Source organism: Arthrobacter sp. EPSL27 (assembly GCF_001512305.1).
In the GTDB taxonomy this organism is placed as follows: domain Bacteria; phylum Actinomycetota; class Actinomycetes; order Actinomycetales; family Micrococcaceae; genus Arthrobacter.
The window spans coordinates 174,921-199,420 of sequence record NZ_LNUT01000004.1 but is presented as its reverse complement, the minus strand read 5'-3'; the positions used below and the strand labels follow the sequence as shown (position 1 = coordinate 199,420).

Annotated in this window: 21 protein-coding genes and 1 tRNA gene; 10 read left to right on the top strand and 12 right to left on the bottom strand. The window is 64.8% G+C overall.

Features of this window, described 5'->3' with window-relative positions:
• Nucleotides 1-186: 186 nt before the first annotated feature.
• Nucleotides 187-3,099 carry an NACHT domain-containing protein gene (locus AR539_RS05720; RefSeq protein WP_197410568.1) on the top strand — a complete coding sequence of 971 codons (2,913 nt, stop codon included), beginning with the start codon at nt 187-189 and terminating at the stop codon, nt 3,097-3,099.
• Between the two features lie 5 nt (nt 3,100-3,104).
• Here the strand turns inward: AR539_RS05720 and AR539_RS05715 are convergent, their stop codons facing one another.
• A complete protein-coding gene (locus AR539_RS05715; protein WP_066436126.1) occupies nt 3,105-3,713 on the bottom strand; it encodes a recombinase family protein in 609 nt (202 codons plus the stop codon).
• A gap of 282 nt (nt 3,714-3,995) precedes the next feature.
• Here AR539_RS05715 and AR539_RS05710 point away from each other — a divergent pair, with 282 nt between their 5' ends.
• Nucleotides 3,996-4,655: a hypothetical protein gene (locus AR539_RS05710; RefSeq protein WP_197410567.1), complete on the top strand. Its 660-nt coding sequence runs from the start codon at nt 3,996-3,998 to the stop codon at nt 4,653-4,655.
• Nucleotides 4,656-5,575: 920 nt separating this feature from the next.
• Here AR539_RS05710 and AR539_RS18925 read toward each other — a convergent pair.
• Together AR539_RS18925 and AR539_RS19300 are read right to left on the bottom strand one after the other, a co-directional pair.
• On the bottom strand, nt 5,576-6,151 hold the full coding sequence (locus AR539_RS18925; RefSeq protein WP_082699210.1) for an HNH endonuclease signature motif containing protein: 576 nt from the start codon (nt 6,149-6,151) through the stop codon (nt 5,576-5,578).
• The gene (locus AR539_RS19300) at nt 6,148-6,375 is read right to left on the bottom strand and encodes a helix-turn-helix transcriptional regulator (protein WP_157360934.1); all 228 of its coding nucleotides are present in this window, start codon (nt 6,373-6,375) and stop codon (nt 6,148-6,150) included. The genes AR539_RS18925 and AR539_RS19300 overlap by 4 nt, the downstream gene beginning before the upstream one ends.
• 140 nt (nt 6,376-6,515) lie before the next feature.
• Here AR539_RS19300 and AR539_RS19295 point away from each other — a divergent pair, with 140 nt between their 5' ends.
• From AR539_RS19295 to AR539_RS05705, 3 genes are all read left to right on the top strand, one after another.
• Nucleotides 6,516-7,169, top strand: coding sequence for a hypothetical protein (locus AR539_RS19295; RefSeq protein WP_157360933.1), 654 nt, complete (start codon nt 6,516-6,518; stop codon nt 7,167-7,169).
• Nucleotides 7,169-8,314 carry a tyrosine-type recombinase/integrase gene (locus AR539_RS18920; protein ID WP_157360932.1) on the top strand — a complete coding sequence of 382 codons (1,146 nt, stop codon included), beginning with the start codon at nt 7,169-7,171 and terminating at the stop codon, nt 8,312-8,314. The genes AR539_RS19295 and AR539_RS18920 overlap by 1 nt, the downstream gene beginning before the upstream one ends.
• Nucleotides 8,315-9,409: 1,095 nt before the next feature.
• Nucleotides 9,410-10,696 carry an MFS transporter gene (locus tag AR539_RS05705; protein WP_082699208.1) on the top strand — a complete coding sequence of 429 codons (1,287 nt, stop codon included), beginning with the start codon at nt 9,410-9,412 and terminating at the stop codon, nt 10,694-10,696.
• Nucleotides 10,697-10,705: 9 nt separating this feature from the next.
• Here AR539_RS05705 and AR539_RS05700 read toward each other — a convergent pair whose 3' ends face one another.
• On the bottom strand, nt 10,706-13,540 hold the full coding sequence (locus AR539_RS05700; RefSeq protein WP_066433471.1) for a cation-translocating P-type ATPase: 2,835 nt from the start codon (nt 13,538-13,540) through the stop codon (nt 10,706-10,708).
• Nucleotides 13,541-13,555: 15 nt separating this feature from the next.
• Nucleotides 13,556-14,029, bottom strand: coding sequence for a hypothetical protein (locus AR539_RS05695; protein ID WP_066433468.1), 474 nt, complete (start codon nt 14,027-14,029; stop codon nt 13,556-13,558).
• Between the two features lie 70 nt (nt 14,030-14,099).
• Between AR539_RS05695 and AR539_RS05690 the strand changes: the two genes are divergently transcribed.
• Together AR539_RS05690 and AR539_RS05685 are read left to right on the top strand one after the other, a co-directional pair.
• Nucleotides 14,100-15,116, top strand: a complete 1,017-nt coding sequence (locus AR539_RS05690; RefSeq protein WP_066433465.1) for a hypothetical protein — start codon at nt 14,100-14,102, stop codon at nt 15,114-15,116.
• Nucleotides 15,117-15,152: 36 nt separating this feature from the next.
• Complete coding sequence (locus tag AR539_RS05685) at nt 15,153-15,332, top strand: hypothetical protein (protein WP_066433464.1); 180 nt, start codon at nt 15,153-15,155, stop codon at nt 15,330-15,332.
• Nucleotides 15,333-15,434: 102 nt separating this feature from the next.
• Here the strand turns inward: AR539_RS05685 and AR539_RS05680 are convergent, their stop codons facing one another.
• The 7 genes from AR539_RS05680 to AR539_RS05650 form a co-directional block, all read right to left on the bottom strand.
• Complete coding sequence (locus tag AR539_RS05680) at nt 15,435-16,280, bottom strand: aldo/keto reductase (RefSeq protein ID WP_066433463.1); 846 nt, start codon at nt 16,278-16,280, stop codon at nt 15,435-15,437.
• Nucleotides 16,281-16,395: 115 nt separating this feature from the next.
• A complete protein-coding gene (locus AR539_RS05675) occupies nt 16,396-16,851 on the bottom strand; it encodes a hypothetical protein (RefSeq protein WP_066433462.1) in 456 nt (151 codons plus the stop codon).
• 7 nt (nt 16,852-16,858) lie between these two features.
• Nucleotides 16,859-17,560: a bacterial proteasome activator family protein gene (locus AR539_RS05670; RefSeq protein ID WP_066433459.1), complete on the bottom strand. Its 702-nt coding sequence runs from the start codon at nt 17,558-17,560 to the stop codon at nt 16,859-16,861.
• 144 nt (nt 17,561-17,704) lie between these two features.
• The gene (locus tag AR539_RS05665) at nt 17,705-17,896 is read right to left on the bottom strand and encodes a YbdD/YjiX family protein (RefSeq protein ID WP_066433456.1); all 192 of its coding nucleotides are present in this window, start codon (nt 17,894-17,896) and stop codon (nt 17,705-17,707) included.
• A gap of 13 nt (nt 17,897-17,909) precedes the next feature.
• Nucleotides 17,910-20,207 carry a carbon starvation CstA family protein gene (locus AR539_RS05660; RefSeq protein WP_066433453.1) on the bottom strand — a complete coding sequence of 766 codons (2,298 nt, stop codon included), beginning with the start codon at nt 20,205-20,207 and terminating at the stop codon, nt 17,910-17,912.
• Between the two features lie 151 nt (nt 20,208-20,358).
• Nucleotides 20,359-20,892, bottom strand: a complete 534-nt coding sequence (locus AR539_RS05655) for a PadR family transcriptional regulator (RefSeq protein ID WP_066433448.1) — start codon at nt 20,890-20,892, stop codon at nt 20,359-20,361.
• 132 nt (nt 20,893-21,024) lie between these two features.
• A complete protein-coding gene (locus AR539_RS05650; protein ID WP_066436121.1) occupies nt 21,025-22,008 on the bottom strand; it encodes an NAD(P)H-quinone oxidoreductase in 984 nt (327 codons plus the stop codon).
• 170 nt (nt 22,009-22,178) lie between these two features.
• Here AR539_RS05650 and AR539_RS05645 point away from each other — a divergent pair.
• The 3 genes from AR539_RS05645 (at nt 22,179) to AR539_RS05635 (ending at nt 24,231) form a co-directional block, all read left to right on the top strand.
• A tRNA-Ser gene (locus tag AR539_RS05645) sits at nt 22,179-22,266 on the top strand.
• Nucleotides 22,267-22,504: 238 nt separating this feature from the next.
• The gene (locus AR539_RS05640) at nt 22,505-23,296 is read left to right on the top strand and encodes an EAL domain-containing protein (RefSeq protein ID WP_066433446.1); all 792 of its coding nucleotides are present in this window, start codon (nt 22,505-22,507) and stop codon (nt 23,294-23,296) included.
• A 125-nt stretch (nt 23,297-23,421) separates the two neighbouring features.
• On the top strand, nt 23,422-24,231 hold the full coding sequence (locus tag AR539_RS05635) for a VOC family protein (RefSeq protein WP_066433443.1): 810 nt from the start codon (nt 23,422-23,424) through the stop codon (nt 24,229-24,231).
• The last annotated feature ends 269 nt before the right edge of the window (nt 24,232-24,500 follow it).

Here is a 24,500-nt window from a genome sequence, read left to right as displayed (position 1 = left end):
GCGGCTAACCTAACGCAGACCGGCATGGGCCGGCTGTCGGCCTCCATGAGGAGAAGCCGAACCAATTCTGACCCTCGCTCTCCACAACGCGAGCGAAATCTGCGAGCCCAAGCCATCCTAGAGAATGCTGGAATAAGTACTTCGACAGCGGAAAAGGTCGGACAATTTCTCGTTCACAATGGGTCAGTGTCCTACCTCATGTACCTAGCTCACGTTGCACATAGTAATGAAGTGCAAACTGAAGGGTCATCAAGCGAGGTCAGCAGCTACGCCCAGGCCTTCGAGAAAGAGCTGCGCGCTCATCTGGCCCTTGAAGCGCGTATTCCAGACTCGGAGCTTGAACAGGTAACGACAGTACTAACAGAAGTACTTCGATTGTCCGCAAGCGCGCAAGCGCGGCAAGAGAACCGCTCTTCAATTCCGCGATCGGCGGACAAGCCCCCAGCGCTGTTTCTGTTCTCCGAGGCTGAGGCGCGTTCGGAGTTGTTCCGAGCGCTCGGCCAACCTAGTTTGGCTACCTACAGGGACTACTCCGAGAGGTATCGGCGAGCAATGTCGTCGAAATACGGATACGTGTCTCTTCAGCACCTCGGCCAGGATGCTCCGCCCCTCGAACTGTCCAGCATCTACGTGGAGCCGACGTTGACGGAAGCGCCTAATCCAGCAACTGGCATCCCCCGTCGCATACACGACGCGCCCGTGCAGGGCGGCGAGCTAACCGTTCGTGGCGCCTTCACTAAGTCTTCCCGCACAGTGATTCTTGGCCCGGCAGGCGTCGGCAAATCCACATTGGTTAAGCATGCTGTACAGATGATCACGACCGATGAATCGGCGGATCCCCCTATCCCCTTTGTTTTGGAGCTTAAGCATTATCAGTCTCGGACCGCAAGCGATTCAGGCCTGTTCAAGGAACATATCGTCCGAGGTATAACGCAAATGATGCAGCACCCTCCCCCCGATGGCTGGATCGACTACATGCTCTTGACCGGCAGAGCCACGATCTTTTTTGACGGCTACGACGAGGTTCTCAATAGCGCCGACCGCGCGCTTATCAGAGATGCGATCATCAATTTTGCGCGGTTGTATCCGGCCTCGGCAGTAGTCGTAACGACGCGCATCATCGGTTATGCAGCCATAGCCTTTACGCCTCAAGAGTTTCTGCACGTTGCCGTCAACGACTTCCAGCCGGATCAGGTCGACCGATACGCCCACAAATGGTTTGCAAGTCGGAATCTGGTGGACGGGGCGGTGGACGCAGAAACAACATCTTCGTTCTTATCCGAGACGGAGAAGTATGCCCCCGACTTACGGGCCAATCCGTTGATGCTTAGCCTGCTGTGCAGTGTCTTTTACCATCAGGGCGATATTCCTCGCACCCTGGCCGAACTGTATGAACGATGCGCCACTCTGATGTTCCAGCAGTGGAGTGTAATGCGTGGGCTGGAAGACCCTGGTGTCTGGCGGACTGACCTCCGGCCAGCCCTGTTTCACATCGCATCACTCATCCTCGACGACGCCGAATACCGACGCGAGGGAATGCCACAGGGCCGATTGATTCAGGAGCTGCAGGACTTCTTCCAGGAGCAAACAACTATTGCCGTCGACGTCGCTCGCGAACAAGCCCAGGTGCTAGTAAATGCCTGGTCTGGCCGCGCTTGGGTAATCACAGAAGTGGGTCGAGATCGTTCAAATCAGCCTCGCTTCGGGTTCGTCCACCAGTCTTTCTTGGAATACTTCTCCGCGGTTCACTTGGCTCGGTCCAGCGATAATACTGAGGAGCTCTTTTCGAAGGTTAGGGATCGCCTCATTCACATGAATGGGTGGTCAGTTGCGCAAATAGCCGTTTCTTTGTGGAACACGTACAGGGCCGGAGGAGCATCCAAGTTCGGCGAAGTACTTCTTGCCAACGTCTCGGTGAGCTCTCCACGCGATGCTCTGCATTTGCTTATGTTTTGCACCAGTCTCCGGGATTTCGTTGACTTCACAAGGACGGTCGACGCCCTATTCGCAGATGCGGCGATAGCTCTGTATACGGATAGCATCGTCGAAGCCTTCCCGGGGGTTAACCTGAGCGACCTTCACACCGAATCTCGTCATGTTTCCGACTTGATAGACGAGGAAGCCTACGAAGCCCTCGATATTGGAGACTTCTCGCGGCGGATGAGACTGCAAGATGCCGCAGCAATGGAGGCAGACGCGCAACCGCCACGGACGCAGCTAACCACGCTCCAAGCCGAAGGAGTGCTGAACGCCTTGGTCAATTTTTCCATTCGCAGTCAGGCGCAGTTTGAGCTTCTACTGCACCATGCAGCGACTGTGTCTACTTGGCCCTCGAAACCCGCAGAAACCTTTGTTGCCGTAGCGTTCCTCTGTCACCTAATTATGGAGCGTCTCGTCAGCACGCAGGAGTGGACCTCAGAAAGAGAAGACGCCGTTTACGACGTGTTGGAAAAGCTCTACCCGCGAGTCGGTGAAGCGCCAACTGACTGGCCCGCGCACGCCGCTGCCTTCGCCTCTGGCTTGATTTCTCGAGATGCCGCACTGGCACTAATCCCTTGGAACTCAGCTCTCACTAGGGAGTCTGTAGTTTTGTCCTATATCTCTGACTTCGACATGGATAGCGCAGTCACAGGGGATCTGGTCGAAGACTTCGTCTACGGTCGTTCAGAGAGCCGGGACACCACCCTCTCTGCAATAGGTGGTTCGTTCTTAGGAGACTTGGAGCGAGCTGACGACAATCACAAGCAGCCGTGGTCAGGTATACCCGTAACAGACGCAGAGACGATGCTGGGGTTGCGGGTCCCGCCGGGCGCGCCGGAGCGACTGAGGCCGATCTACGATCGCGACTGGGAATCAGAGCATGTGGCGGGCTTCTTTGTGCTGCTTGCCATCGCCGGGGAGCTGAATGGGTCCTTCAGGTCCAGCTACTTCGACAGAACTGGTCTTAGCCCAAGAGTCCAGGCGGTCCTATGGCTAGCTGACACCAACGCCGCCATGACCTCCTCGACGGAAGCAAAATACCTCTCGCACATTGATTACGAGCCCCTGAGGCGAGCCATCTCATGGTGGCGCAGGCGCGACATCTCGTTCACCGTGTGACGAGGCTACGGAACAAGGGCGGCAGTACCGGGTCGAGAAGCTAGGTCCCTTATTCGGCGGTACAGAGTGGCGCGGGACATCCCAAGGTCGCGTGCAACCTGCGCGGCTGGTTGTCCATCCTGGATGAGCTTCGCTGCATTGCGTACTTGGCGATCTGTGAACTTGGCTTTTCGACCCCCCAAGTCGAGCCCCGCAGCTCGCCTCTTGTTCACACTGTCGGCGATCCGCTCCCGTTTGATTTCGAGCTCCATCTGTCCGAGAGCGGCCATCACCGTAAAGACCATCGCTCCCATTGGGGTACCAGTGTCCACATCTCCCCCGCCCAAGTTGAGCACACGGAGCCCTGCCCCCTTGCCTCTAATCTCATCCGCCAACGTCAGCATGTTCACGGTGGATCGTCCCAAACGATCCAGCGTTGTGACTACCAAAGTGTCGCCTTCATGCAAGGCCCCCAGCGCCTTTTCCAAGTGCAGCCTGGATGCCTTAGCTCCGCTCACACCGTGATCCACGTAAAGGTCATCCCTCCGCACGCCGGCCGCCAGTAGATCAATCTCCTGCCTGTCAGTCTCCTGAGCCTTGGTTGATACCCGGGCGTATCCAATCAGCTTTGTCATGTCTTGCTCCTCAAGGTGTCTCATAACAGTGATTCACTACAGCAAAATTAACAGCAGCTTGTAAGACACGCAAGCGAGACACATTTGGAGGCGTTTTCGACATGGAACCTGTCTCGCAACCAAAGCGTCTTAGATCTCTTGGGTTACGAGACGACAGGTTGCGGCGTCAGGGTTGCGTAAGCTGTGGGCGGGATTTCATTGAACGAGGGGACACACGGCATGTGCGCGGCGACCGACTGGAGCCAAAGGTTTTGGGCGGACTATGAGGACCTACCGACGGACGTGATCGGCTACCATGTCCGGTCTTATCCCGTCACATCGCTCCTTCAGCCCAATGTTTCGCCAGTATCCGATACGGTCGGGAAATTCTTGGACGGCATCGGCTTGAAAAATTCCGAAGCGACAGTGGTTCCCATCGGTGCTGCTGCGGGTGGGCCAGGCCTGTTCGAGGCCATCGATCCCTTTATGAAGGTCGTCGGCTACTTATCAACCCTCGTCAAATTTCTTCTGGCGTGGCGTGCCCGGGTGACAACCTTGGCACGTAGGCGACTCCGCCCGGCCGTAACTGTGACGCTGCTCGCGGACCATGTGCCCCCGCGCCCCCAAACAGCCACCGCGTCCTATGACACGGCCTCCCTCATAGCCACGTTCCTCCCTGAGCTTCTGGGCAACTTGCAGGACACCTACCCCTCCTTCAACATCACGATCAACGTCCGGGCTCGGGCGCTGAGCATAGGTCAGGTGGACATACAGGTTGGCAACGGCCTGGACCTGACTGACCAGCACGTCATGAAGATCATCAAATGGCTCCAGGCAGACTTGAGCTCCATGACTATTCGGCACAGGGAGAACTGGTTGTCACTGCCGACGGTGAAGAAGATCAGGGGAATGGCGTTATCTGCCCGCTCCTTTTCTGGGCGGCCGATGGTGGGTGGGGGGTAGTCCCCCTTTCACGCATCGTTCGCCCCCGGTGGTCATAGCACCTCTCCATGCGTACGGGTTAGAAAGTCGTGAGACAGCCGGATTCCGCCCCAATGCTGGATCTATGATTTTCGACTGCAAACCATTTCATCGACTGGCATGAGAGCAAGGCTGGCCTCCGTCCGCGTGCGACGTCGTCCGCTACTCCAGGGTGGGGTTTTGCTCCGGAGTCTCCTTCCGAAGGTTTTCCAAGAACAAATCAGGCACTTCGAGGCGGGCGCCCGCGGCGGGCGCATCACTAGTGATGGTACGTTGGCGGCGCCCGTCGCCTAGGCAGGGAGAGCCCGCCTTGGGGCGGTCTCCGGTGAAGGGGCCATCAGAACTTGGGAAAGCCAAGCACCTATGGATACAGCTAGGTCAAGGAATCCACCCTCGGGCGCGGTCGCCCGAGGGTGTGGGCGACGTCAACAGGGTTCACAAGCCTGGCCGGCTATGGTTCACCCTTATTTAGAGTGCGGTTTTTTAGAATGGTGGTGGGCCGCCTGACCAAGGTGGCGCCACGGGCGCCGCAACATCCAATCTCTCCCACCATGCTAGTTCTTCAGGTGTCCAGACATGGCCCCGCAGGGGCGTTCCTAGCGCAAGTTCATCCACATGGGCATCATCAATGCCCGGGATGGTGAACTTGTGGATTGAAGTGGCGTTGAACCGCTGTTTGCTGACCAGCAGCCCCTGGGATCGTGCCTGACGCCAGTGTGCAGTAATGGTCGCCTCGCGACGTCCGCCTGTCAGCTGGAGAAGCGTCGCCCGATCAATAGTTGAGTACTGAGCTGCCGCATGCTCAACCATTGCATGCAAGGTGTTTCGAACTTTCGGTTTCAGGGCGGACGTCTCTACGGCATCGACGTAACGCCGGACCGTCCAAATCGATGGCTCGAAGCTCAGCTGCGGAAGCGTGGGTCACACCACCCTTCATCTACCTGATCCCAGCCGACGCTGACCAGCGGCGGCAGCCAGGCTGATATCTCCGCGGGCGAAGGGGAATCAGACTCATATAGAAGCAGATCGGCGAGATCGACGGCGAGTCCGTCGTTGAGCGCATCTCGCCGTCCGTAGGTTGAAGGCTTCCCTGCTCGAATGCGGGCCAGGGCGAGATTCTGCTGTTGTGTGACGAGTTGTAAATGACCAGGGTTAACGCAGCAGGGTTTTCTGCAGATGTGGTCTACCTGCATCCCATCAGGGATGCAGGCCTTGGTTCGCTCGTACGCGAACCGGTGCGCCGCTACCACCCTGTCTCCGAGGCGAAACTTCCCGTAGCCCATCGGCCCCTGAGATCCAGTCCAAACATGACATCCAAGGAAATCGACCCGCACAAAGTCGTCGAACCGGGGGTTGGCTGTCGCCAGATAGCTGACCTTCAGAGAACGGCCCAGCAGAACCAACTCCCGATCCTCGAGATTGCTAACCCCGGCCGACACCGCATCCACCGTCAAGCGCAGACGCTCGGTCGTGATCACAGCTTCACCCGCTGCTGGCGTGCCCACTGGTGGATGTCGTCAAGGTGGTAGCGGCAGTGGTTGCCGAATTTGTGGAAGTGCGGGCCGGACGTGCGGCCCGACTGCGCCAACCACTTTTCGGAGACGTTGAGATACGCCGCAGTTTGGCGTCGCGTCAAATACGGGGATGGGGAGGTGGCACCAGAGGGGTGATCGACATGGCCGACCTGTACTAACGTGCTCAAGGAGCTCCTAACTCAGTAGTGAAAAGCACGGTTTTATTGACAAGCAAACCGTGTAATCAGCACAGTAGTATAGTTTCCTTGCCAACGCAACCGTGCCAAGCCCTGTTGCCTTGCCAAGCTAACAGTGCTACTGTCGGCGCATGGACATTTCGCAGTTACCTACACTCCCCCCGGGCGTCGAGTACCTCGGGAAGCATGCTGAAGCCGAGGAAGAAGTCACTCTCGAAGGGGGACTAACGCTGCCCATCCTGAGGGCGCGCTACAGAGTCCACGGCCTGACGGTCGTGATCGGCTGGATTGTGGGACACCCGATGGGAGACTTTCGGGAGCCCAACTCTCTTCATATCGAGTTTGACGCCTTTGATTACGGTATGGGGTACGACGCGTCATCGGAACGTGCTGAGCGTCCCGCCTTCGAAGGGATCACAACTTCCGTTCTGCGATCCATCCCAATGGCACATGCAAAAGCCTTGATGCAGGAGCGCTACGAGCAGATGTCTATTGCGGACATCCAGGGCGCACTTTCCCCTATGCCATCCCGCGTAGAAACAGACAACGACTATGTTCACATTGCAGCCGCCTATGAAGCCCTGGCGGGCGTGTCCATCGAACCTGTAAAAAGACTCGGCGAATGGACCGGTGAGAGTGTGGAGACATGGTCAGCACGACTTCGACGCGCCCGAGCCAAAGGCATCTTGGAAGGCAAGGGGCGGGCATCACGCATAGCCCCGGCTTATAGGGGCGCTGCCAATGCTCTGTGGACGGAAATGCGGGCCAGAAAGGATTCACTGTAGTGGCCGTCAAGAAACTTACAACCGGAGTGAAGCGCTGGCAGGCCGATTGGACCACGGCGGATGGCGTACGCCAGCGAAAGCGGTTTGCCACGAAGCGCGAGGCCGAAGATTTTCTTCATACCACGGTCAAGGCAATACGCGGCGGCACGTTCATAGATCCCCGCGCCGCCACTAAAGTCACTGTTTCCCGGCTCTATATTGAATGGATAGAGCGCATTGCCAACGTCGGTGCCAATGGCCGGAAGCCCGCCAGCCCCAAGACCGTAGACAATTACCGCCGATGCTACGAGAACTATGTAGCGCCTAGATGGGCACACACGCCGGTCAGCAACGTCCGCTACGATGATGTCGCCGAGTGGGTCACGACCTTGAAAGGACAGGACGGCCGTCCCGCGGGCGTAACCACCCGACGTGAGGTCGGGCTGTATTTCGGGCGACTAATGGGACATGCCGTGAAGAAGCGCTTGCTTCCCAATAACCCCGCAAAAGATCCACTTGGCCAGACCGACTACATACCCGCCAAGGAAAAGCAGCGCGAGCACGTCTATCTCACCATGCCACAGCTAACATCTTTGGCTCGTGAGTGTGATGGCTTCGAGCTCTTCGTGATGCTTGCTGGGACGTGTGGCTTGCGCTGGGGCGAGATAACGGCCCTATCATTTGAAGACTTAGAGCTGGGTTCCACGCCATCAGTGGCCGTCCGACGAGCATTTTCTGAAGTGGGCGGAAGATTAATATTGGGGCCAACCAAGGGCGGGGAGAGCCGAGTCGTCCCGCTTCCCCGCCTCATTGCCCAGCGGCTTGAGCGGCTGAACAGTGAGAGCACCGGCAGCGACAGAATTTTTACCGGCGGACGGGGGTCCGTCCTCAGGAATAATACGTGGACGCGCCGTCATTACGCCCCCGCTATTGCCAAGGCTTCCAGCACAAATCCGGCATTCCCTCGGCCCACCTTCCACGACCTCCGCCACACGGCTGTCAGCCTCGCAATCAGCCACGGGGCGAATGTCAAAGTGGTGCAACGCATCGCAGGGCACGCCAGTGCGACGATGACCCTGGACACCTATGCGGGTCTTTTCGATCACGATCTACACGACAGTGCAGGCCGACTCAACAGTGCCCTTGCCCGGCTGGATTGGCACTAGCATGTCACTTTTTCGTCACCGAGCAGGGGTTTACACCTTGTCAGATAGGCCTATCCATTCTGACTCGTAATGAGAAGGTCGCCAGTTCGATTCTGGCAGGAAGCTCAGATCTCAAACTCACGGCCCCGGCGCTCTTGCCGGGGCCGTTTGTTTTCTCCGTTAGTGCCCCGCCTATCCAGAGCGTCGCGGCAGGACCATGGCGAGGCGCTGAACCACGGACTCGGGCGCCTCACGTTTCGCCCGGCGGCAGCGGTGCGGGGGCACTTTGACACGGAAACGCCGCGAATGCCCGGTCCGAGGGCTAAAATCGCGTCCAAAGTCGCCCCGGACCGTGGAGTGTCGCCTGGACCAAGAGGCAATCCACCGCGGCGGTTTTCGGGTGGTCTCCGGCCGATGTGCCGTCAACGCTCAACACCGAGGTCCCGCCCATCGCCCTCCGCGGCCCTACGATGGATCGGGTGAAGACGCGAAAACGGGCCAGCTACACCATCATGGCCGGACTGATGCTGGCATCCGCGCCCCTGATCCTCGCTGTGCCAGCCACCGGCGCCCCGTGCGACTCCGTCGGAGGAATCGTTCCGGCGCTGATCTGCCCGTCGTCCCCGGACCGTCCAAAACCCAAGGCAACCCCCGTCCCGACCACCACCGCAACCAGTGGCCCAGCTTCCCCTAAAACCCCGCCGGGAAGGGCCCCAACTCCGAGCCTCCCGGTGGTTCCTGCTCCGACAGGCACCCTGGCGCCAACACCGACCGCGGCCCCTGTCGCCCCGCCGCCGGCCGGGATACCGTCCACCAGCGAATCCCCCGCCGGTGGCAGCACGGCCACCGCGGCTCCGACGTCGACGGCCCCGTCAGCGCCGGCCCCGTCCGAGACTGCATTTCCCCTGGCCGCACAGCCACCAGCCTCGAGAGAGCTGGATGGCCCCAGCGTCGCGGGCGCACTCCTGCTGGCGCTCGGCGGCCTGCTGGTCGTCGCGTCAGTCTTCCTGAACCTCCGGGCTTCCGCCTGACGGCAGACTGCCGCACCTTTGTCCTGCCGCACCCTTGCCCTGCCGCACTCTTGTCCTGCCACGCTATGTCCGCGAACCTTGGGGAATGAACCCGCCCCGCCGAAGCGTCCCAGCCCGCGGGCGGACCGGGCGGCCTGCACCTGCAGGGGCGCAGCGGCGTGTGCTGTGGGGCCCGGTGATCGGTCTGGGGCTCGTCAGCCTGGCCGCCGATGTCGTCTCCGACGGCGCCCGGCCGTTGGCTGGCCCCCTGCTCGCGCAGCTGGGTGCCTCCGCGCTGCTGGTCGGCCTCGTGACAGGTGCCGCCGAGGCAGCGGCGCAAGGGCTCCGGCTGGTGTTTGGGCCCTGGGCAGACCGCACCCGCAAATACTGGACGTTCACGCTGGCCGGCTATGGGCTTACCGCCGTCTGCGTGCCGTTGCTCGCCGTCGCACCGCTGGCCGGCACGTCGGGCCTGGTTCTGGCTTCGGTGCTGATCATCGGGGACCGGATCGGAAAGGCCGTCCGCAGCCCGGCGAAGACGGTGCTGCTGGCCGCGGCCGCCAAGCCGGTCGGACGGGGCCGCGGCTTCGCGGTACATAAGTCCCTCGACCTTATCGGCGCCCTGCTCGGACCGGTCTTGGTCGCCGCCGTCCTCACCGCCACCGGAAACCTCTCGGCCGCCTTCGCGGTGCTGTCCGTCCCTGCGGCGGCGGCCATGTTCCTGTTGTTCTGGCTGCGCCGACGGATGCCCGGCCTCGGCCCCACCGAGCAGGCGGTTCCTGCCGGCCGGATCCGGGAAACCGCCGTCGGTCCGGCCGCCCCGCACGTGGACGGTGGTCCGGCGTCGCTGTTCACCAGGAGCTTTGTCCTGTTCGCCGCCGCGGCGTTCTGCTGGAGTGCCGGGCTGGTTGCCTTCGGTGTCATCTCGTTCCACCTCACGACGACGGCGGGCGTGCCGGTGTCCGTGGTCGCTCTTCTCTACGCGGCCGCAATGGCGGCGGCTGCCCTGGGTGCACTTGCCAGCGGCGCCCTCTACGACCGTTCCGGCGCTTGGGTGCTCCTCTCGATTCCCGTACTGACGGCCGCCGTGCCTGTGCTGGCTCTGTCCCCGGTGACCGGACTCGCGGTCGCCGGGGTGCTTATCTGGGGCATCGCACTGGGCATCCAGGACTCCACCGTCAAGGCGTTGCTCGCGGACCTGGTGCCCGAACAGCGCCAAGGCGCGGCGTACGGCGTCTTCGCCGCGTTTCAAGGAGCCGGTGCGCTGGCAGGCGGGATCCTGTATGGCGTCCTCTATGACACCCGTCCGCCGCTGATCGCTTCCGTGGCGGTGCTGCAGCTGCTGGCGTCTGTGGTGCTGGTTGCCGCCCTGCGCGGGACGCGCAGTAACTAGACGCAGCCATCACGCCGGGATCCGGCGCCGTTCGCCCTTGCGGAGGACAACCTTGCGGAGCTCCGCGAACCACAGCACGGCCGAGGCCATCACCACGCAGACGGCCCACTGCCCAAGCTCCAGCGACGCCGTCCCGAAAGCCCGCTGCAGGAAGGGCACCTCCACCACCGCCACCTGGAGTGCCGCGGCGAGCAGCACCGAGCCCCAGAGCCACTTGTTCACGAAGAGCCTGCGAAAGGCGGAGGACGCCTCCGACCGGGAGTTGAAGGCGTTGAACAGCTGCGCGAACACCAGGGTGGTGAAGCCGGCGGTCCGGGCGACATCCAGCGAATCGCTGCCGCCGGGCACCAGCCCGCCGGGCAGGAAAATGTCGATGGTCAGCAGGGTAGCAACCGCCATGACCAGCCCGATGCCCAGGATGCCGCGCCACATCCGGGCGCCGAGGATGCGGTCGCCCCGCCGCCGGGGCCGGCGCGCCATCACGTCGTCGGTCTCCGGGTCAATGCCCATCGCCAGAGCGGGGCCCGAATCGGTGACCAGGTTGATCCACAGGATCTGGGTCGCCAGCAGGGGCACGGCGATCTCGCCGGCACCCGCGCCGGCAAGACCCATGGCGCCGGCGAACACCACGCCCAGGAAGACCGTGAACACCTCGCCCATGTTCGAGGACAGCAGGTAGCGGAGGAACTTCTCGATGTTCTCGAAAATGACCCGGCCCTGGCGCACCGCGGAGACAATCGTGGCGAAGTTGTCGTCCCCGAGGATCATGTTCGAGGCTTCCTTGGTGACCTCGGTGCCGGCCACGCCCATGGCGATGCCGATGTCCGCGGTCTTCAGCGCCGGGGCGTCGTTGACCCCGTCCCCGGTCATGGCCACCACGTTGCCCTGGGCCTGCAGGGCCGAGACGATCTGCAGCTTGTTCTGCGGCGCCACCCGGGCGTACACCGAGGCCGTGTGGGCCAGCGCCTGCAGCCCGCCGGCGTCGAGCGCATCGAGTTCGGCTCCGGTGACGGCCCGCTCCCCCGGCTGCGCTATCCCCAGATCGGCTGCGATCCGCGCTGCGCTCAGCGGGTGGTCGCCGGTGATCATCACAACCCGGATGCCCGCCCGCCGCGCCTCGGCCACCGCCGCGGCGGCTTCGGCCCTCGGCGGGTCCAGGATGCCGACGACGCCGAGGTACACCAGCGTGGCCTCATCGGCCTCGTCGAGGACCTCGGTTTCGTGGAGATCCTCCTCCGTGTAAGTGCGGTAGGCCACCCCCAGCGTACGGAACGCCTGGCCGGACAGCTCCTCGACGTCGCGCTGTGCCTTCGCCCGGCGGGCCGGATCCATCGTCACCACCTCTCCGCCGACCTGCAGTCCCGTGCACCGGTCCAGCAGGACGTCCGGAGCGCCCTTCGTCACCAGGGACACCGTGCCCACCTCCCGGTGGTGGGCCAGGGCCGACATGAGCTTCCGCTCCGACGTGAAGGGAATCTCGCCCTTCCGGTCGAACTCCCCGACGCGGTCGGCCACCCCTTCAAGTTTTCGGGCGGCGACGAGGAAAGACGCCTCCGTAGGGTCGCCCTGGATCTCCCACCCGCCGTCGTGCTCGCGCAACTGCGCGTTGTTCGCGAAGGAGCCCCCGGCCAGCACCATGCGTGCCTCCTGCAGCAGGGCCGGGTCCTGCACCTGCCGGCCCTGGTGGAGCACGGCACCCTCCGGCCGGTAGCCGGCGCCGGTGAGCTCGACCTGGCCGGATGCGGTGGTGATGCGGCAGATGGTCATCTCGTTCCGGGTCAGCGTCCCGGTCTTGTCCGAGGCGATCACCGAGGCGGAGCCTAGGGTCTCCACCGAGTGCAGCTGTTTGACGACGGCCTTGCGTTTGGCCATGTTCTGGACGCCGATGGCGAGGACCACGGACAGGATGGCCGGCAGCCCCTCGGGCACGGCCGCCACCGCGAGCGAGACGCCGAGCAGCAGGACGGAGACCAGCCCGCCGAGGGTATTCACGCCGTTCACGATGATGACCGTCGCCATCACGACGGCGGCGATCGCGACCACCGCGATACCGAGCCATCTGCTGACCCCCGCGATTTCCTGCTGGAGCGGGGTGGGCGCGTCCTCGGCGGAGGCCAGCATTCCCGCAATGGCCCCGACCTCCGTGTCCATCGCGGTCCCGGTGACCACCGCGCGGCCGACGCCCCGCACGACGGCGGTTCCCTTGTAGACCATGTTGAGCCGGTCGCCGAGCGGTACGTCGCCGCTGAGGATGCGCGGGTCCTTGAAAACGGGTGCGCTCTCGCCGGTGAGCGACGACTCGGCGACGCCGAGCGAGTGCGCCGTGATCAGCCTGGCGTCGGCGCCGACGGAGTCCCCCTCGGCGAGGACCAGGATGTCGCCGGGGACCAGCGCGGCGGCCGGCACCGTTGTCAGTTCCCCGTTCCGCAGCACCGTCGAGTTCGCCGCCGTCATCAGCCTCAGCGCGGCGACAGCGCTCTCCGCCTTGTTCTCCTGTACAAAACCGAGGGCGCCGTTGAACAGCACCACGGCCCCGATCACAACGGCATCCACCGGAAGGCCCTCAGCCCCTTCCACCGCCCAGGCCACCACCGGAATGGCGATCGCCGCCAGCAGCAGGTAGATCAGCGGGTCCTGGAACTGCCGAAGGATTTTCCGCCACAGCGGCACGGGCGGCGCTGCGCGCAGTTCGTTGGGCCCGTAGCGCGCCAGGCGCAGCTGCGCTTCCGCCGGGTCTAGCCCGGCCCCGGGGTCGACGCCGAACGCGTGCAGCGCTTCCCCGGCACGGCGGAGGTGCCACGGGAGGGCACCGGTTCCACCGGCGGAGGCTGGGCTGGTCGGCACGGCCGGTGGACCGGGTCAGCCAGCCCAGACGGACGCGGCGCCGGAATGGCCGGTGATGACGCTCTGGTAGATGAAATAGGCACCGGCTGCGGCGGCGAGGACCAGCAGTGCCGTCCGGACTGCACGGTGTGTCCGCAGGCTGCCAAGGAACGCGAAGCGCCGGCCGATCGGCTCATGGCTTGTTACCAGGGACGCCGCGACCACCACGAAGAATGCGACAGAGACGGCTTTAAGCACGTCACCCTGTTCGGCGTGTTCCCGGATGAGGGCCGAGGCGGGGCGGGTCTCCTCCAACTGCTCCCCGGCTTCCGCCGTCAGCAGGGACAGCGGGACAAGGAACAGGGACAGCACTCCGAGCGGCCAGGCCAGGTAGGGGCGCCACCGCGGCACGGCGGCATACACGACGGCGGCCAGGCCTGCGATGGGTGCCAGCACGACGACGGCGTGGATGAGCAGAATGTGGGCGGGGAGCCCGGCGATTTCGATCACGAGTGCCCTCTTCCTGGAGAACTCTCCGGTGGCGGCCGCATTGTCAGGGCCGGGATTCTATGATTCTTGCATGAGTGAGCAGACACTGGCGGACATTGCTGCCCAGCTCTATGCGCTCCCGTTCGACGAGTTTGTCGCTGCCCGGACTGCCGCCGCCAAGGCCGCGGCCGCGGCAAAGGAGCAGCAGGGCCTCGCCGGAGAAGTACGCTCCCTGCCCAAGCCGTCCGTGGCGGCGTGGACCGTGAACATGCTCGCTGCCCGGCGGCCGGAGACACTCCGCGAACTTGCCGGTTTGGGGCAGTCGATGCGCGCCGCGCAGTCCTCCCTGGACGCTACCGAACTCCGCCGGCTGGGACAGGAACGCCGCCAAGTGCTGAGCGGCGCGGTCAAGGCAGCCCAGGCCGCAGCGGAACAGCAGGGCCGGAAGATCAGCGGCGCAATCGCGACGGAAGTGGAAGAGACGCTGCGCGCCGCGACAGCGGATGCGGGGGCCGCGGCCGCCGTGCAGTCCGGCCGCCTGCTCCGGGCCCTGTCCGCAGACGGCGTCGACGTCGTGGATCTGTCAGGGGCCGTGGCGCTCCCCGGCCTGCTTCCCGCCACGGCAGAGCCTGCTCCGGCGCCGGTTCGATCTGGAAAACCGGCCCGTGCCGGGGACGCCGCCGGGGCCGCGACCGGGGCCAAGGCCGCCATCGGGGCCGCGACCGCGAAAACAGCAGCCCAGCCCCGGCTCAGGGCGGTCCGGCCGGAACCGCGGCGGTCCACGCCGTCCGCTGTGGAACGCGCCAGGGCCCTGCTCGAGGAGGCGGAATCAGCAGCCGCCGCCGCTGCCCGGGAGGCCAGCGAGCGGGAGGAGGAACTGGCTGGCGCCACCACTCGGGCCACCGGGCTCGAGGACGCTGTCCGGGAGCTGCGCAAGGAGCTCGCGCAGCGCGAGCTGGAGCTGAAGGCCGCCCGGAAGCACCGGGAAGTGGCGGCCGCCCGCGCCCAGCAGGCCGCACGGTACGTGGCGAAGGCGCGGCGCAGCGAGGACCTGGCCCGGGAACGTGTGCTGCGCCTCGGCGATACGGGCAACACGCCGGACCGGTGACCGAATAGTGTCGGAGGCCCGCGCCACACTTAATGCATGGATACCAACCAGTACTTTGAAGTCACGTACCTGGACCCGGACTGCGGCCGCATCTGCACCGAAACCTTCGACGACATCGCGGACGCCGAACGCTTCGCGAGCCGTAAGGTGCTGGACGAGCACGGCTGGGCTGTCGTTGATGCCGTGCCGGTCCAGGCAGGCCGGCAAGCCGCTTAGCCCCGGCTCCGTGGGGCCCCGGACAGCAGCAGGGCCCCCACCCTGTCTGGGTGAAGGCCCTGCTGCGGACTGAACCGGCCGGTGTACCGGCGGCGGATCCGCTTAGGCGAAGTCGGAGACAGCCGGATCGGGTCCGATGCGGCCGGCGCCCTCGGCGGACTTGTCCAGGCCGTTGATGGCCTGCACATCGGTCTCGTCCAGGGTGACGTCCAGCGCTGCGAAGTTCTCGCGGATGCGGGACTCGGTCACCGACTTCGGGATGACCACGTTGCCGACGGCCAGGTGCCAGGCGATGACGACCTGCGCCGGAGTGGCGTTGTGCTTGGCCGCGATCTGGCCGACGACCGGGCTTTCCAGCAGCTCGCCGCCCTGGCCCAGCGGCGACCAGGCCTGGGTGAGGATGCCCTTGGAGGCGTGGAACTCACGCAGTGCGGCCTGGTTGAAGAACGGGTGAAGTTCAACCTGGTTGATGGCCGGCACGACGCCGGTCTCATCGATCAGGCGCTGCAGGCCCTCCTGGGTGAAGTTGGAGACGCCAATGGTCTTGACCCGTCCCTGCTTCTGCAGCTCGATGAGGGCCTTCCACGTGTCGACGTATTTGTCCTGCTTGGGCTGCATCCAGTGGATCAGGTACAGGTCCAGGGTCTCCAGGCCCAGGCGCTCCATGGATTCCTCGAAGGCCTTCAGCGTGGATTCGTAGCCCTGGTCCGCATTCCACAGCTTGGTGGTGATGAAGATTTCCTCGGGCGTGAGGCCGGACCGCTCGATCGCGCGGCCCACTCCTGCTTCATTGCCGTAAATCTTGGCGGTGTCGATGTGGCGGAAGCCGGCTTCGAAGGCCTGCACCACCACCTTCTCGGCGACGTCGTCTTCAACCTGCCACACTCCGTAGCCAAGCTGGGGAATCGTGTTGCCGTCATTGAAAGTCAGTACCGGTGAGATTGTCATCCAGCTATCCTGCCAACGCTTTCGCCCGCACCGCCAGCCTGGAGGGTCCGGCTAAGCTAGGCGCTTAACCGGGAATTTTGGCTGCACCGTGCGGCTGCGGGAGGGGGCCGCCGCGTCAGTCCGCGGCGCCAGCCTCGGCGAGCCGGCGTTCGGCGTCGGCCACTTGCTCCAGCACCGAGGCTGCGCGGCGCCGCACCGACTCGGCGCCCGCGGGGACCGGGCCCACGGCGAGGCGGAGCATCGCCGCCGCCTCGGCCGTCGTCGCGAGGGAGTTACCGGCCGAGGACAGGGCACGATGGACTCCCGCGAGGCTCCCCGGGATGTCGAGCCCTTCGCTCGGCGATCGGCGCTGGGCTTCCACGCAGACCCGCCGGACCCGCCCGGAGAGCGCGGACAGCTCATCGGCGACCTCAAGCAGCTCGGCATAGAGGGCCTCGTCGTCCACCCCTTCGAGGACCTGGTGGTAGCGGTCCAGGCCCCGGGTGAAGCGGTCGTGGGCCCGCCGCCAGAGGCCCTTGCCGAGCTCGGCGTCGTCTTTCCGCCCCTGCCGGGCGGCGCTGAAGAATCCCAAGGGTGCCTTAGAGGTACTGGCCGGGGCCGTGGTCCGGGTCGGCGGGTTCGCGCGGCTGCGACGGATCTGCTCCGGGCCTGGGCGCGGCCGCCCGTTGCGGCTCCCCGTTCTCCCCGATGACGACACCGGGCGCGATCATGGTGCCGGGCGGCAGCTGGCGGAGCTGGGCCTGCGCGGCCGCGTGCTCGCGGGCGGCGTGCTGGGCGGCAAGGGCGGCCTGGATGCCGTGGAAGAGTCCTTCCAGCCAGCCCACCAGCTGGGCCTGCGCGATCCTGAGCTCGGCGTCCGAGGGTGTGCCGTCCGCGGGGAACGGCAGGCTGATCCGTTCCAGTTCGTCGACGAGTTCCGGCGCGAGGCCGTCTTCCAGTTCCTTGATGGAGCGCTCATGGATGCCGGCCAGGCGGACCCGGGCGGCGTCGTCGAGCGGGGCGGACTTCACTTCGTCGAGGAGCTGCTTCATCATGGTGCCGATCCGCATCACCTTGGCCGGCTGGTCCACCAGGTCCTGGAGCTGGCTGGGCCTGGGCCGTCCGTCCCCCTCGGGCGCCGCTGGCTGCGGCGGCTGCTCCGTAGCTGCCGGGCCGCCGCGGCGGTCCTGCGGCGGCGCCTGTCCTTCGCCGCCGGCTGGCTGGGCGGGAAGTGCGGCGCCCTCCAGCGGGTCGCCGTCGGGGACATCGCTGGCCGGCTGAGTATCGTGCGGATCGCTCATGGCTTCATACTCTCACGTGCCCGCAGCCAGGACGGGCGGCAGGCAGTCACGGGAGGCAACGCCCCGGACGCCGGAGGGCGCCGCCGGGTACTGGTGTACCCGGCGGCGCCCTCCGCGGCTGCCACTCCGCTCAGCCCGTGAAGCTCAGCAGCACCGGCCCTGCGGGTTGGCGTCCTGGCGGTCTGTCTGGTCCCGCCAGAACTCCCGTTCGGTCATCGGCGGGGAGCTGTGACCGGCTTCGGCATGATGGGCCAGATACTTCGCGTACGCGTCCGCCCCCATCACACCTCCCAGGTACCGGGCGAATCCCCGGAATCCTGCAACCACCGCATTCATTGTTGGCTCCGCATCAGTGGTGGGCGGCCTGTGTCCGCTTGTCCGCCGGCAGCTGGTTCCACTCGTTCATGAGCTCACGCTCGGAAGCAGTGGGCACCGGACCGGCCGGGGCGAACACGCGGGACGGCAGCGCCGGATCCTCGTTGTCCGCATTGGGCAGGCCGGCCTTGGAGTTGCGGAACGCCTTGTAGGTGGCCAGCAGCGCCGTCGTGATGACGATGATGCTGAGCACCACGAAGATGACCGAGAGCCAGCCCTGGATCGCGGTGTTGCGGATGACCGCTTCCATGGCCTGCACGGTCTTGGCCGAACCGAAGGAGGTCTGGCCATCCGCGAGTGCCTTGGAGAACGCCGCGTTGTTGGCGAAGTAGCCGACGGCCGGCGTCGAAGAGAAGATCTTCTGGTAGCTGGCCGTGATGGTGACGACGGCGGCGAAGGCCATCGGGATCGCCACGATCCAGAGGTACTTGAAGGATCCCTTCTTCGCCGCGATGGCGAGGCAGACGGACAGGGCGATGGCGGCCAGGAGCTGGTTGGCGATGCCGAACAGCGGGAACAGCGTGTTGATGCCGCCCAGGGGGTCGGTGACGCCCATCAGCAGCACAGCGCCCCAGGCACCGACCATAATGGCGGTGCAGAGCCAGGCACCGGGGCGCCAGGAGTGCTCCTTGAACTTCGGGACGAAGTTGCCGATCGAGTCCTGCAGCATAAAGCGGGCAACGCGCGTGCCGGCGTCGACGGCGGTCAGGATGAACAGGGCCTCGAACATGATGGCGAAGTGGTACCAGAAGCTCATCATGGCGGTGCCGCCGATGAACTGCTGCATGATGTGGGCCAGGCCCACGGCGAGGGTCGGGGCGCCGCCGGTGCGGGAGACGATGCTGGTCTCGCCGACGTTGGCGGCCGTCTCGGCCAGCATGTCCGGGCTGACGTTCACGCCGGACAGTCCCAGGCTGTTGACCCAGGCCGCCGCGGTTTCCACGGTGCCACCGGTGAGGGCTGCGGGGGCGTTCATCGCGAAGTAGAGACCGCGGTCGATGGAGATTGCCGCAACGAGGGCCATGATGGCCACGAAGGACTCCATGAGCATGCCGCCGTAGCCGATGTAACGGGTCTGGCGCTCCTTCTCGATCAGCTTCGGGGTGGTTCCGGAGGAGATGAGGGCGTGGAATCCGGAGAGGGCGCCACACGCGATGGTGACGAACAGGAACGGGAACAGCGCGCCCGGGAAGACGGGTCCGTTGTCGCGGCTGGCGAATTCGCTGAAGGCCGGGACGGAGATTTCCGGGCGGACCACAATGACGGCCAGGGCCAGCATCACGATCACGCCGATCTTCATGAAGGTGGAGAGGTAGTCGCGCGGCGCCAGGAGGAGCCAGACCGGCAGGATCGCGGCGATGAAGCCGTAGATGATGATGGCCCAGGCGAGGGTGACCTTGTCCAGGGTGAAGAGCGCGTCGCCCCACTCGGTCGCAGCGACCACGCCGCCGCCGATGATGGCCGCCATCAGCAGCACAAAACCGATCAGGGAGACTTCCATGATCTTGCCGGGGCGGATGAAGCGCAGGTAGACACCCATAAAGAGGGCGATCGGGATGGTCATGCCGACGGAGAACACACCCCACGGGCTTTCGGCGAGGGCGTTGACGACGACCAGGGCCAGGATGGCGACGATGATCACCATGATGAGCAGCGTGGCGATCAAGGCGGCGGTGCCGCCGATGACGCCGAGTTCCTCGCGGGCCATCTGGCCGAGGGAGCGTCCGCCGCGGCGCATGGAGAAGAACATCACGACGTAGTCCTGGACGGCGCCGGCGAACACGACACCGATAATGATCCAGATGGTGCCCGGCAGGTAGCCCATCTGGGCTGCGAGGATGGGGCCCACCAGGGGACCTGCGCCGGCGATCGCGGCGAAGTGGTGGCCGAAGAGGACGTTGCGGTCCGTGCGGACGTAGTCCTTGCCGTCTGCCTTGTACTCCGCGGGGGTGGCCCGGCGGTCGTTCGGCTTGAGCAGGTAGCGCTCAATGACCTTGGAGTAGAAGCGGTAGCCGATCAGGTAGGTGCTCACCGCGGCGAAGACGAACCAGATGGCGTTGACGGTTTCTCCGCGGACAATCGCCAGCATGAACCATGCCACGGCACCCAGCAGGGAAATTGCCACCCAGATCGCGATCTTGGTGGGCGTCCATTTGCGCTCTTCGGCCTCGCGCACGGACTCGTCCACGGCTGTGGGCGGCAGGGCCGGGTCCGGCGTGATGCCGTCGTCGACCAGTATGTTCTTTGGCGTGCCATCCGGCATTGTGCCCATGTCTCCTCCTTGAGAAACCTGACCGGGGCAGCCCAACTCGACAGACGTGCCCCAAGGCACCCTACCAACGGCGGCGAGTCATGGGTATGGCTTTGCGCCAGGCGGCCGGGGCCGGGCGACGAACGGTCGGACGGGAGGCCGGCCGCTGGGGTTACTGCGGGCCGGTCAGCTGCATCAGGCGGGCCTCGCAGAGGTCCAGCCAGCGCACCTCCGCCTCCGTCTGGAAGATGAGCGAATCGAGGACCAGCAGCCGGGCAGTATCTGTCGGCCGGTGCTGTGAGGCCGTCTCCCGGCGTGCTTTGGTGTAGTCCTGCAGGGCCCTGATGGACACCGCGCGCTGGGCGTGGATGGCGGCGCCGACGTCGACGCCGGGAAGCGTCAGTCCCAGCGCGAGCTTGATGGCCAGCTCGTTCCGCGGAGGGCTGGCGCGCGGGACGGGGGTGGTGAACCAGTCGCGGACCTCGGCGCGGCCCTCGGGGGTGATGCTGTAGATGACGTGGCCCTCGCCGTCGGCGCCGTCCTTGCGGACCAGGCCGTCGCGCTCAAGGCGGTCGAGAGTGGTGTAGACCTGCCCGATGTTGAGGGGCCAGGACGCTCCGGTGCGGTCCTCGAACTCGATCCTGAGCTGGTACCCGTAGCGCGGCCGGTCCTGCAGAAGGGCAAGGAGGCTGTGACGGATGGACATGTTGCTCCCGGAGGGTAGCGGAGGACGACAGCATACACGCGCCCCAAGACGCGTGTATACCGCGTATGGAATTACATTACAGTGATTCGCTGGGCGGGAGCAATTCCGGATATGTCGTATGTGGCATACGTCCTACATGACCAGCAGGATCTTTCCGACGTGGTCGCCGCTGTCGAAATACCGGTGCGCCTCCCGGACCTGCTCCAGCGGGAAGGTCTTGGCCACGAGGGGCCGGATCCGGCCGTCGGCCAGCAGCGGCCACACCGCGTCGCGGACAGCGTCCATGATCACGGACTTCTCCTCCACGGGGCGGGGGCGGAGGGCTGTGGCGATGATGGCGGCCCGCTTGGTCAGCAGTTTGCCAAGGTCCAGCTCGCCCTTGGTTCCGCCCTGCAGCCCGATCACCACCAGCCGGCCGTAGTCAGCCAGCGCATCCACGTTCTGCCCCAGGTACTTGGCCCCGACGACGTCGAGGATCACATCCGCGCCCTTGCCGCCGTTCTGCGCCCGGAGGCTCTCCGGGAAGCTTTCCTCGGCATAGTTGATGGCGATGTCCGCGCCCAGGAATGCCTTGGCGGTGCCGACTTTCTCCGCAGTGCCCGCGGTGGTGGCCACCACCGCGCCCAAGGCCTTGGCCAGCTGGATGGCCATGGTGCCGATCCCGCCGGTTGCGCCGTGGATCAGCACGGTCTCGCCCGGCTGCAGCTGCGCGGTCATCACCAGGTTGGAGTAGACCGTGGCCGCGACTTCAGGGAGGGAGGCAGCGGTCACCAGGTCCACGCCGTCGGGAATCCTCACCACCTGACCCGCCGGCACCGCCACCTGCTGGGCGTAGCCGCCCCCGGCCAGCAGCGCCACCACCTTGTCGCCCACGGAGAACGGCTTGGTCACCCCGGGCCCGAAGCCGGAGATCCGCCCCGAAACCTCCAGGCCGGGAATCTCGGACGCACCGGGCGGGGGCGGGTAGAAGCCCTTGCGCTGCTGCACGTCCGCGCGGTTCAGCCCGGCGGCGACGACGTCGATCAGCACCTCGCCCGTCCCGGGGACCGGCGCCGGAACCTCGCGGACCTCAAGGGCCTCGGGTCCGCCCGGCTCCGAGATATAGACAGCCTTCATGGACAACTCCCGATTTCTTCCAGACTCTTGCAGCCTTCTTCACCTTGATGCGCCTCCGGCACACCCCGGCCGAAGCGCTTCCTCCAGAGTAGGCGCAGGAGCTGCCCCCTGTCCGCGAGCGCAGCAGGGTTTTTGTGGCTGCCGACCGGCTATGAAACACTACTCGGTGAGGAAGGTTGTCCGAGCGGCCGATGGAGCTGGTCTTGAAAACCAGTGTGCGGTAACCCCGTACCAAGAGTTCGAATCTCTTACCTTCCGCGAATGCGCGGAGTTAGCGCTATGCAGAGGCCGGTTGAGGCAGTCGAAGGACTGCTGCAGCCGGCCTTTTGCTGTCTTCGCGCCCGTTCCCGCTCTCCAGCGTCGCCGCCCATGCACGGTCAAGGCATCCCATGCTGCGTTCATACTGGCCTGCGACTCGGATATTTCAATCCGGGGTGGTCAAGAAGACGGCGCCCGCTGTGGCTTACGGTGTACCTGACCTGAGAAAGGACCCCCTATGGCATGCGACGGCTGCTCCACATCTTCAAAACTCGACTTCGATTTCAGCATGGCCTTCCAACCGATCTATGACGCAGTCGACAGGCGAGTGTGGGGCTACGAGGCCTTGGTCAGAGGCCTCTCGGGCGAGGGTGCTTACGCGGTCTTGTCCAAGGTTGCCCCGGAGCAGAAGTACCGCTTCGACCAGGACTGCCGCGTCAAGGCAATCGAACTCGCTTCCCGGCTGTTTCCTGCCGGCGAGGATCTGATGCTGTCGATCAATTTCATGCCCAACGCGGTCTACGAACCGGCGGCATGCCTGCGCGCGACACTCCAGGCAGCTCGGCGATGCGAATTCCCGACGTCGGCGGTCATGTTCGAATTCACAGAAAACGAGGAGGTCTCGGACACCTCCCACCTGACGAACATCATCACCGAATACCGCAAGCACGGTTTCACCACCGCCATCGACGACTTTGGGGCGGGTCATGCCGGGCTGGGGCTGCTTGTTGATTTCCAGCCGGACCTGATCAAGATCGACATGAAGCTCATTCGAGGGATCGATTCCAGTCCCGCCCGCCAGGCCGTCGTTGCCGGAACCGTGGGCATTGCCAAGGAACTGGGTATCACGGTGCTCGCAGAAGGCATCGAGACTGAGGAGGAGTTCCTGGTACTGGAGAACGCCGGTATCCGGCTGTTCCAGGGATACTGGTTCGCGAAACCAGCCTTTGAGGAACTTCCTCAGGTTCGTGTGCTGAGCGGCCGGAGCCTGGTTTCCGCAGGTGCACCGGCTCCCGCCTCATCGAGGTGACCGAAGCCCCGGCATGATTGAAACCCTCCACGGCCAGCAGTAGTCTCACTGTGTCTTCGTCCACCACAGGTATCCGCCGGCCCTGCCGCACCGCACCAGGGCCGCAGAAAAGAGCAGGAGCCACCATGCCCACACCGGACCACAGCAACGGCGCCCCGTGCTGGATCGACCTGATGACGTCCGACACCGGAAAAGCCAAGGCGTTTTACGGCGAGCTCTTTGGCTGGACCTTTGAGACGGGCGACCAGGAGAAGTACGGCGGCTACATCATGGCCGCCAAGAACGGGAAGCCCGTTGCCGGGATGATGCAAAAGGACCTGACCATGGCCGGCATGCCGGACCTGTGGAGCACCTACCTGCGCTCGGACAACGCGGCGACCACCGTGCAGGCCGCCGCCGATCACGGCGGCCAGGTCTATCTGGCGCCGATGGACGTTCCGGACCAGGGCCGCATGGCCATGGTGGCCGATACCACCGGGGCTTCGATCGGCGTGTGGGAGCCCGGCGCCATGAAGGGGTACGGGCTCGCCGCCGAACCGGGCACCCCCGCCTGGCACGAGCTCCACACCAAGGACTACGGCGCCGCGGTGAAGTTCTACGAGGACGTTTTCGGCTGGAACACCGACGTTATGAGTGACACGCCTGATTTCCGCTACACCACCCTGGGAGCCGGCGATGCCGCGAAGGCGGGGATTATGGACGCCTCCGGCTACCTTCCCGCCGAGGTCCCGTCCAACTGGCAGGTGTACTTCGCGGTCGCGGACACGGACGCCGCGATCGGCACGGCGGTCGCCATGGGAGCCCGCGTGGTCGACGGGCCCGACGACACCCCGTTCGGGCGCGTGGCCACCCTCGCGGACCCCACCGGCGCCATGTTCAAGATCGTGGCGGAAACCGCGCCGGCCGGCGGGGGCGCCGCCGCGGACGGCTTGTGAGCCCCGCGCGAAACCTGCGGAAAAGCTGAGGAAAAACTTCGGAAAACCCTTCCGCAAAATTGCCGCAGGAATACCGGCCAGCCGCCTTTCGGGCGATTACTGGCCGGTATTCTTTGTGCCATGCCCGCCGGCTGCGCCGGGCAGGGCCGTCTGGCACCGGCCAGAAGCCGCACTGAATCCCGTCGCTGGGCGCACCGCTGGTGGCCCCGTGCCGGCTGTGACGCGTTCCGCTGGGGGACGTCTCGCCGAATGCACATGCAATACATGCC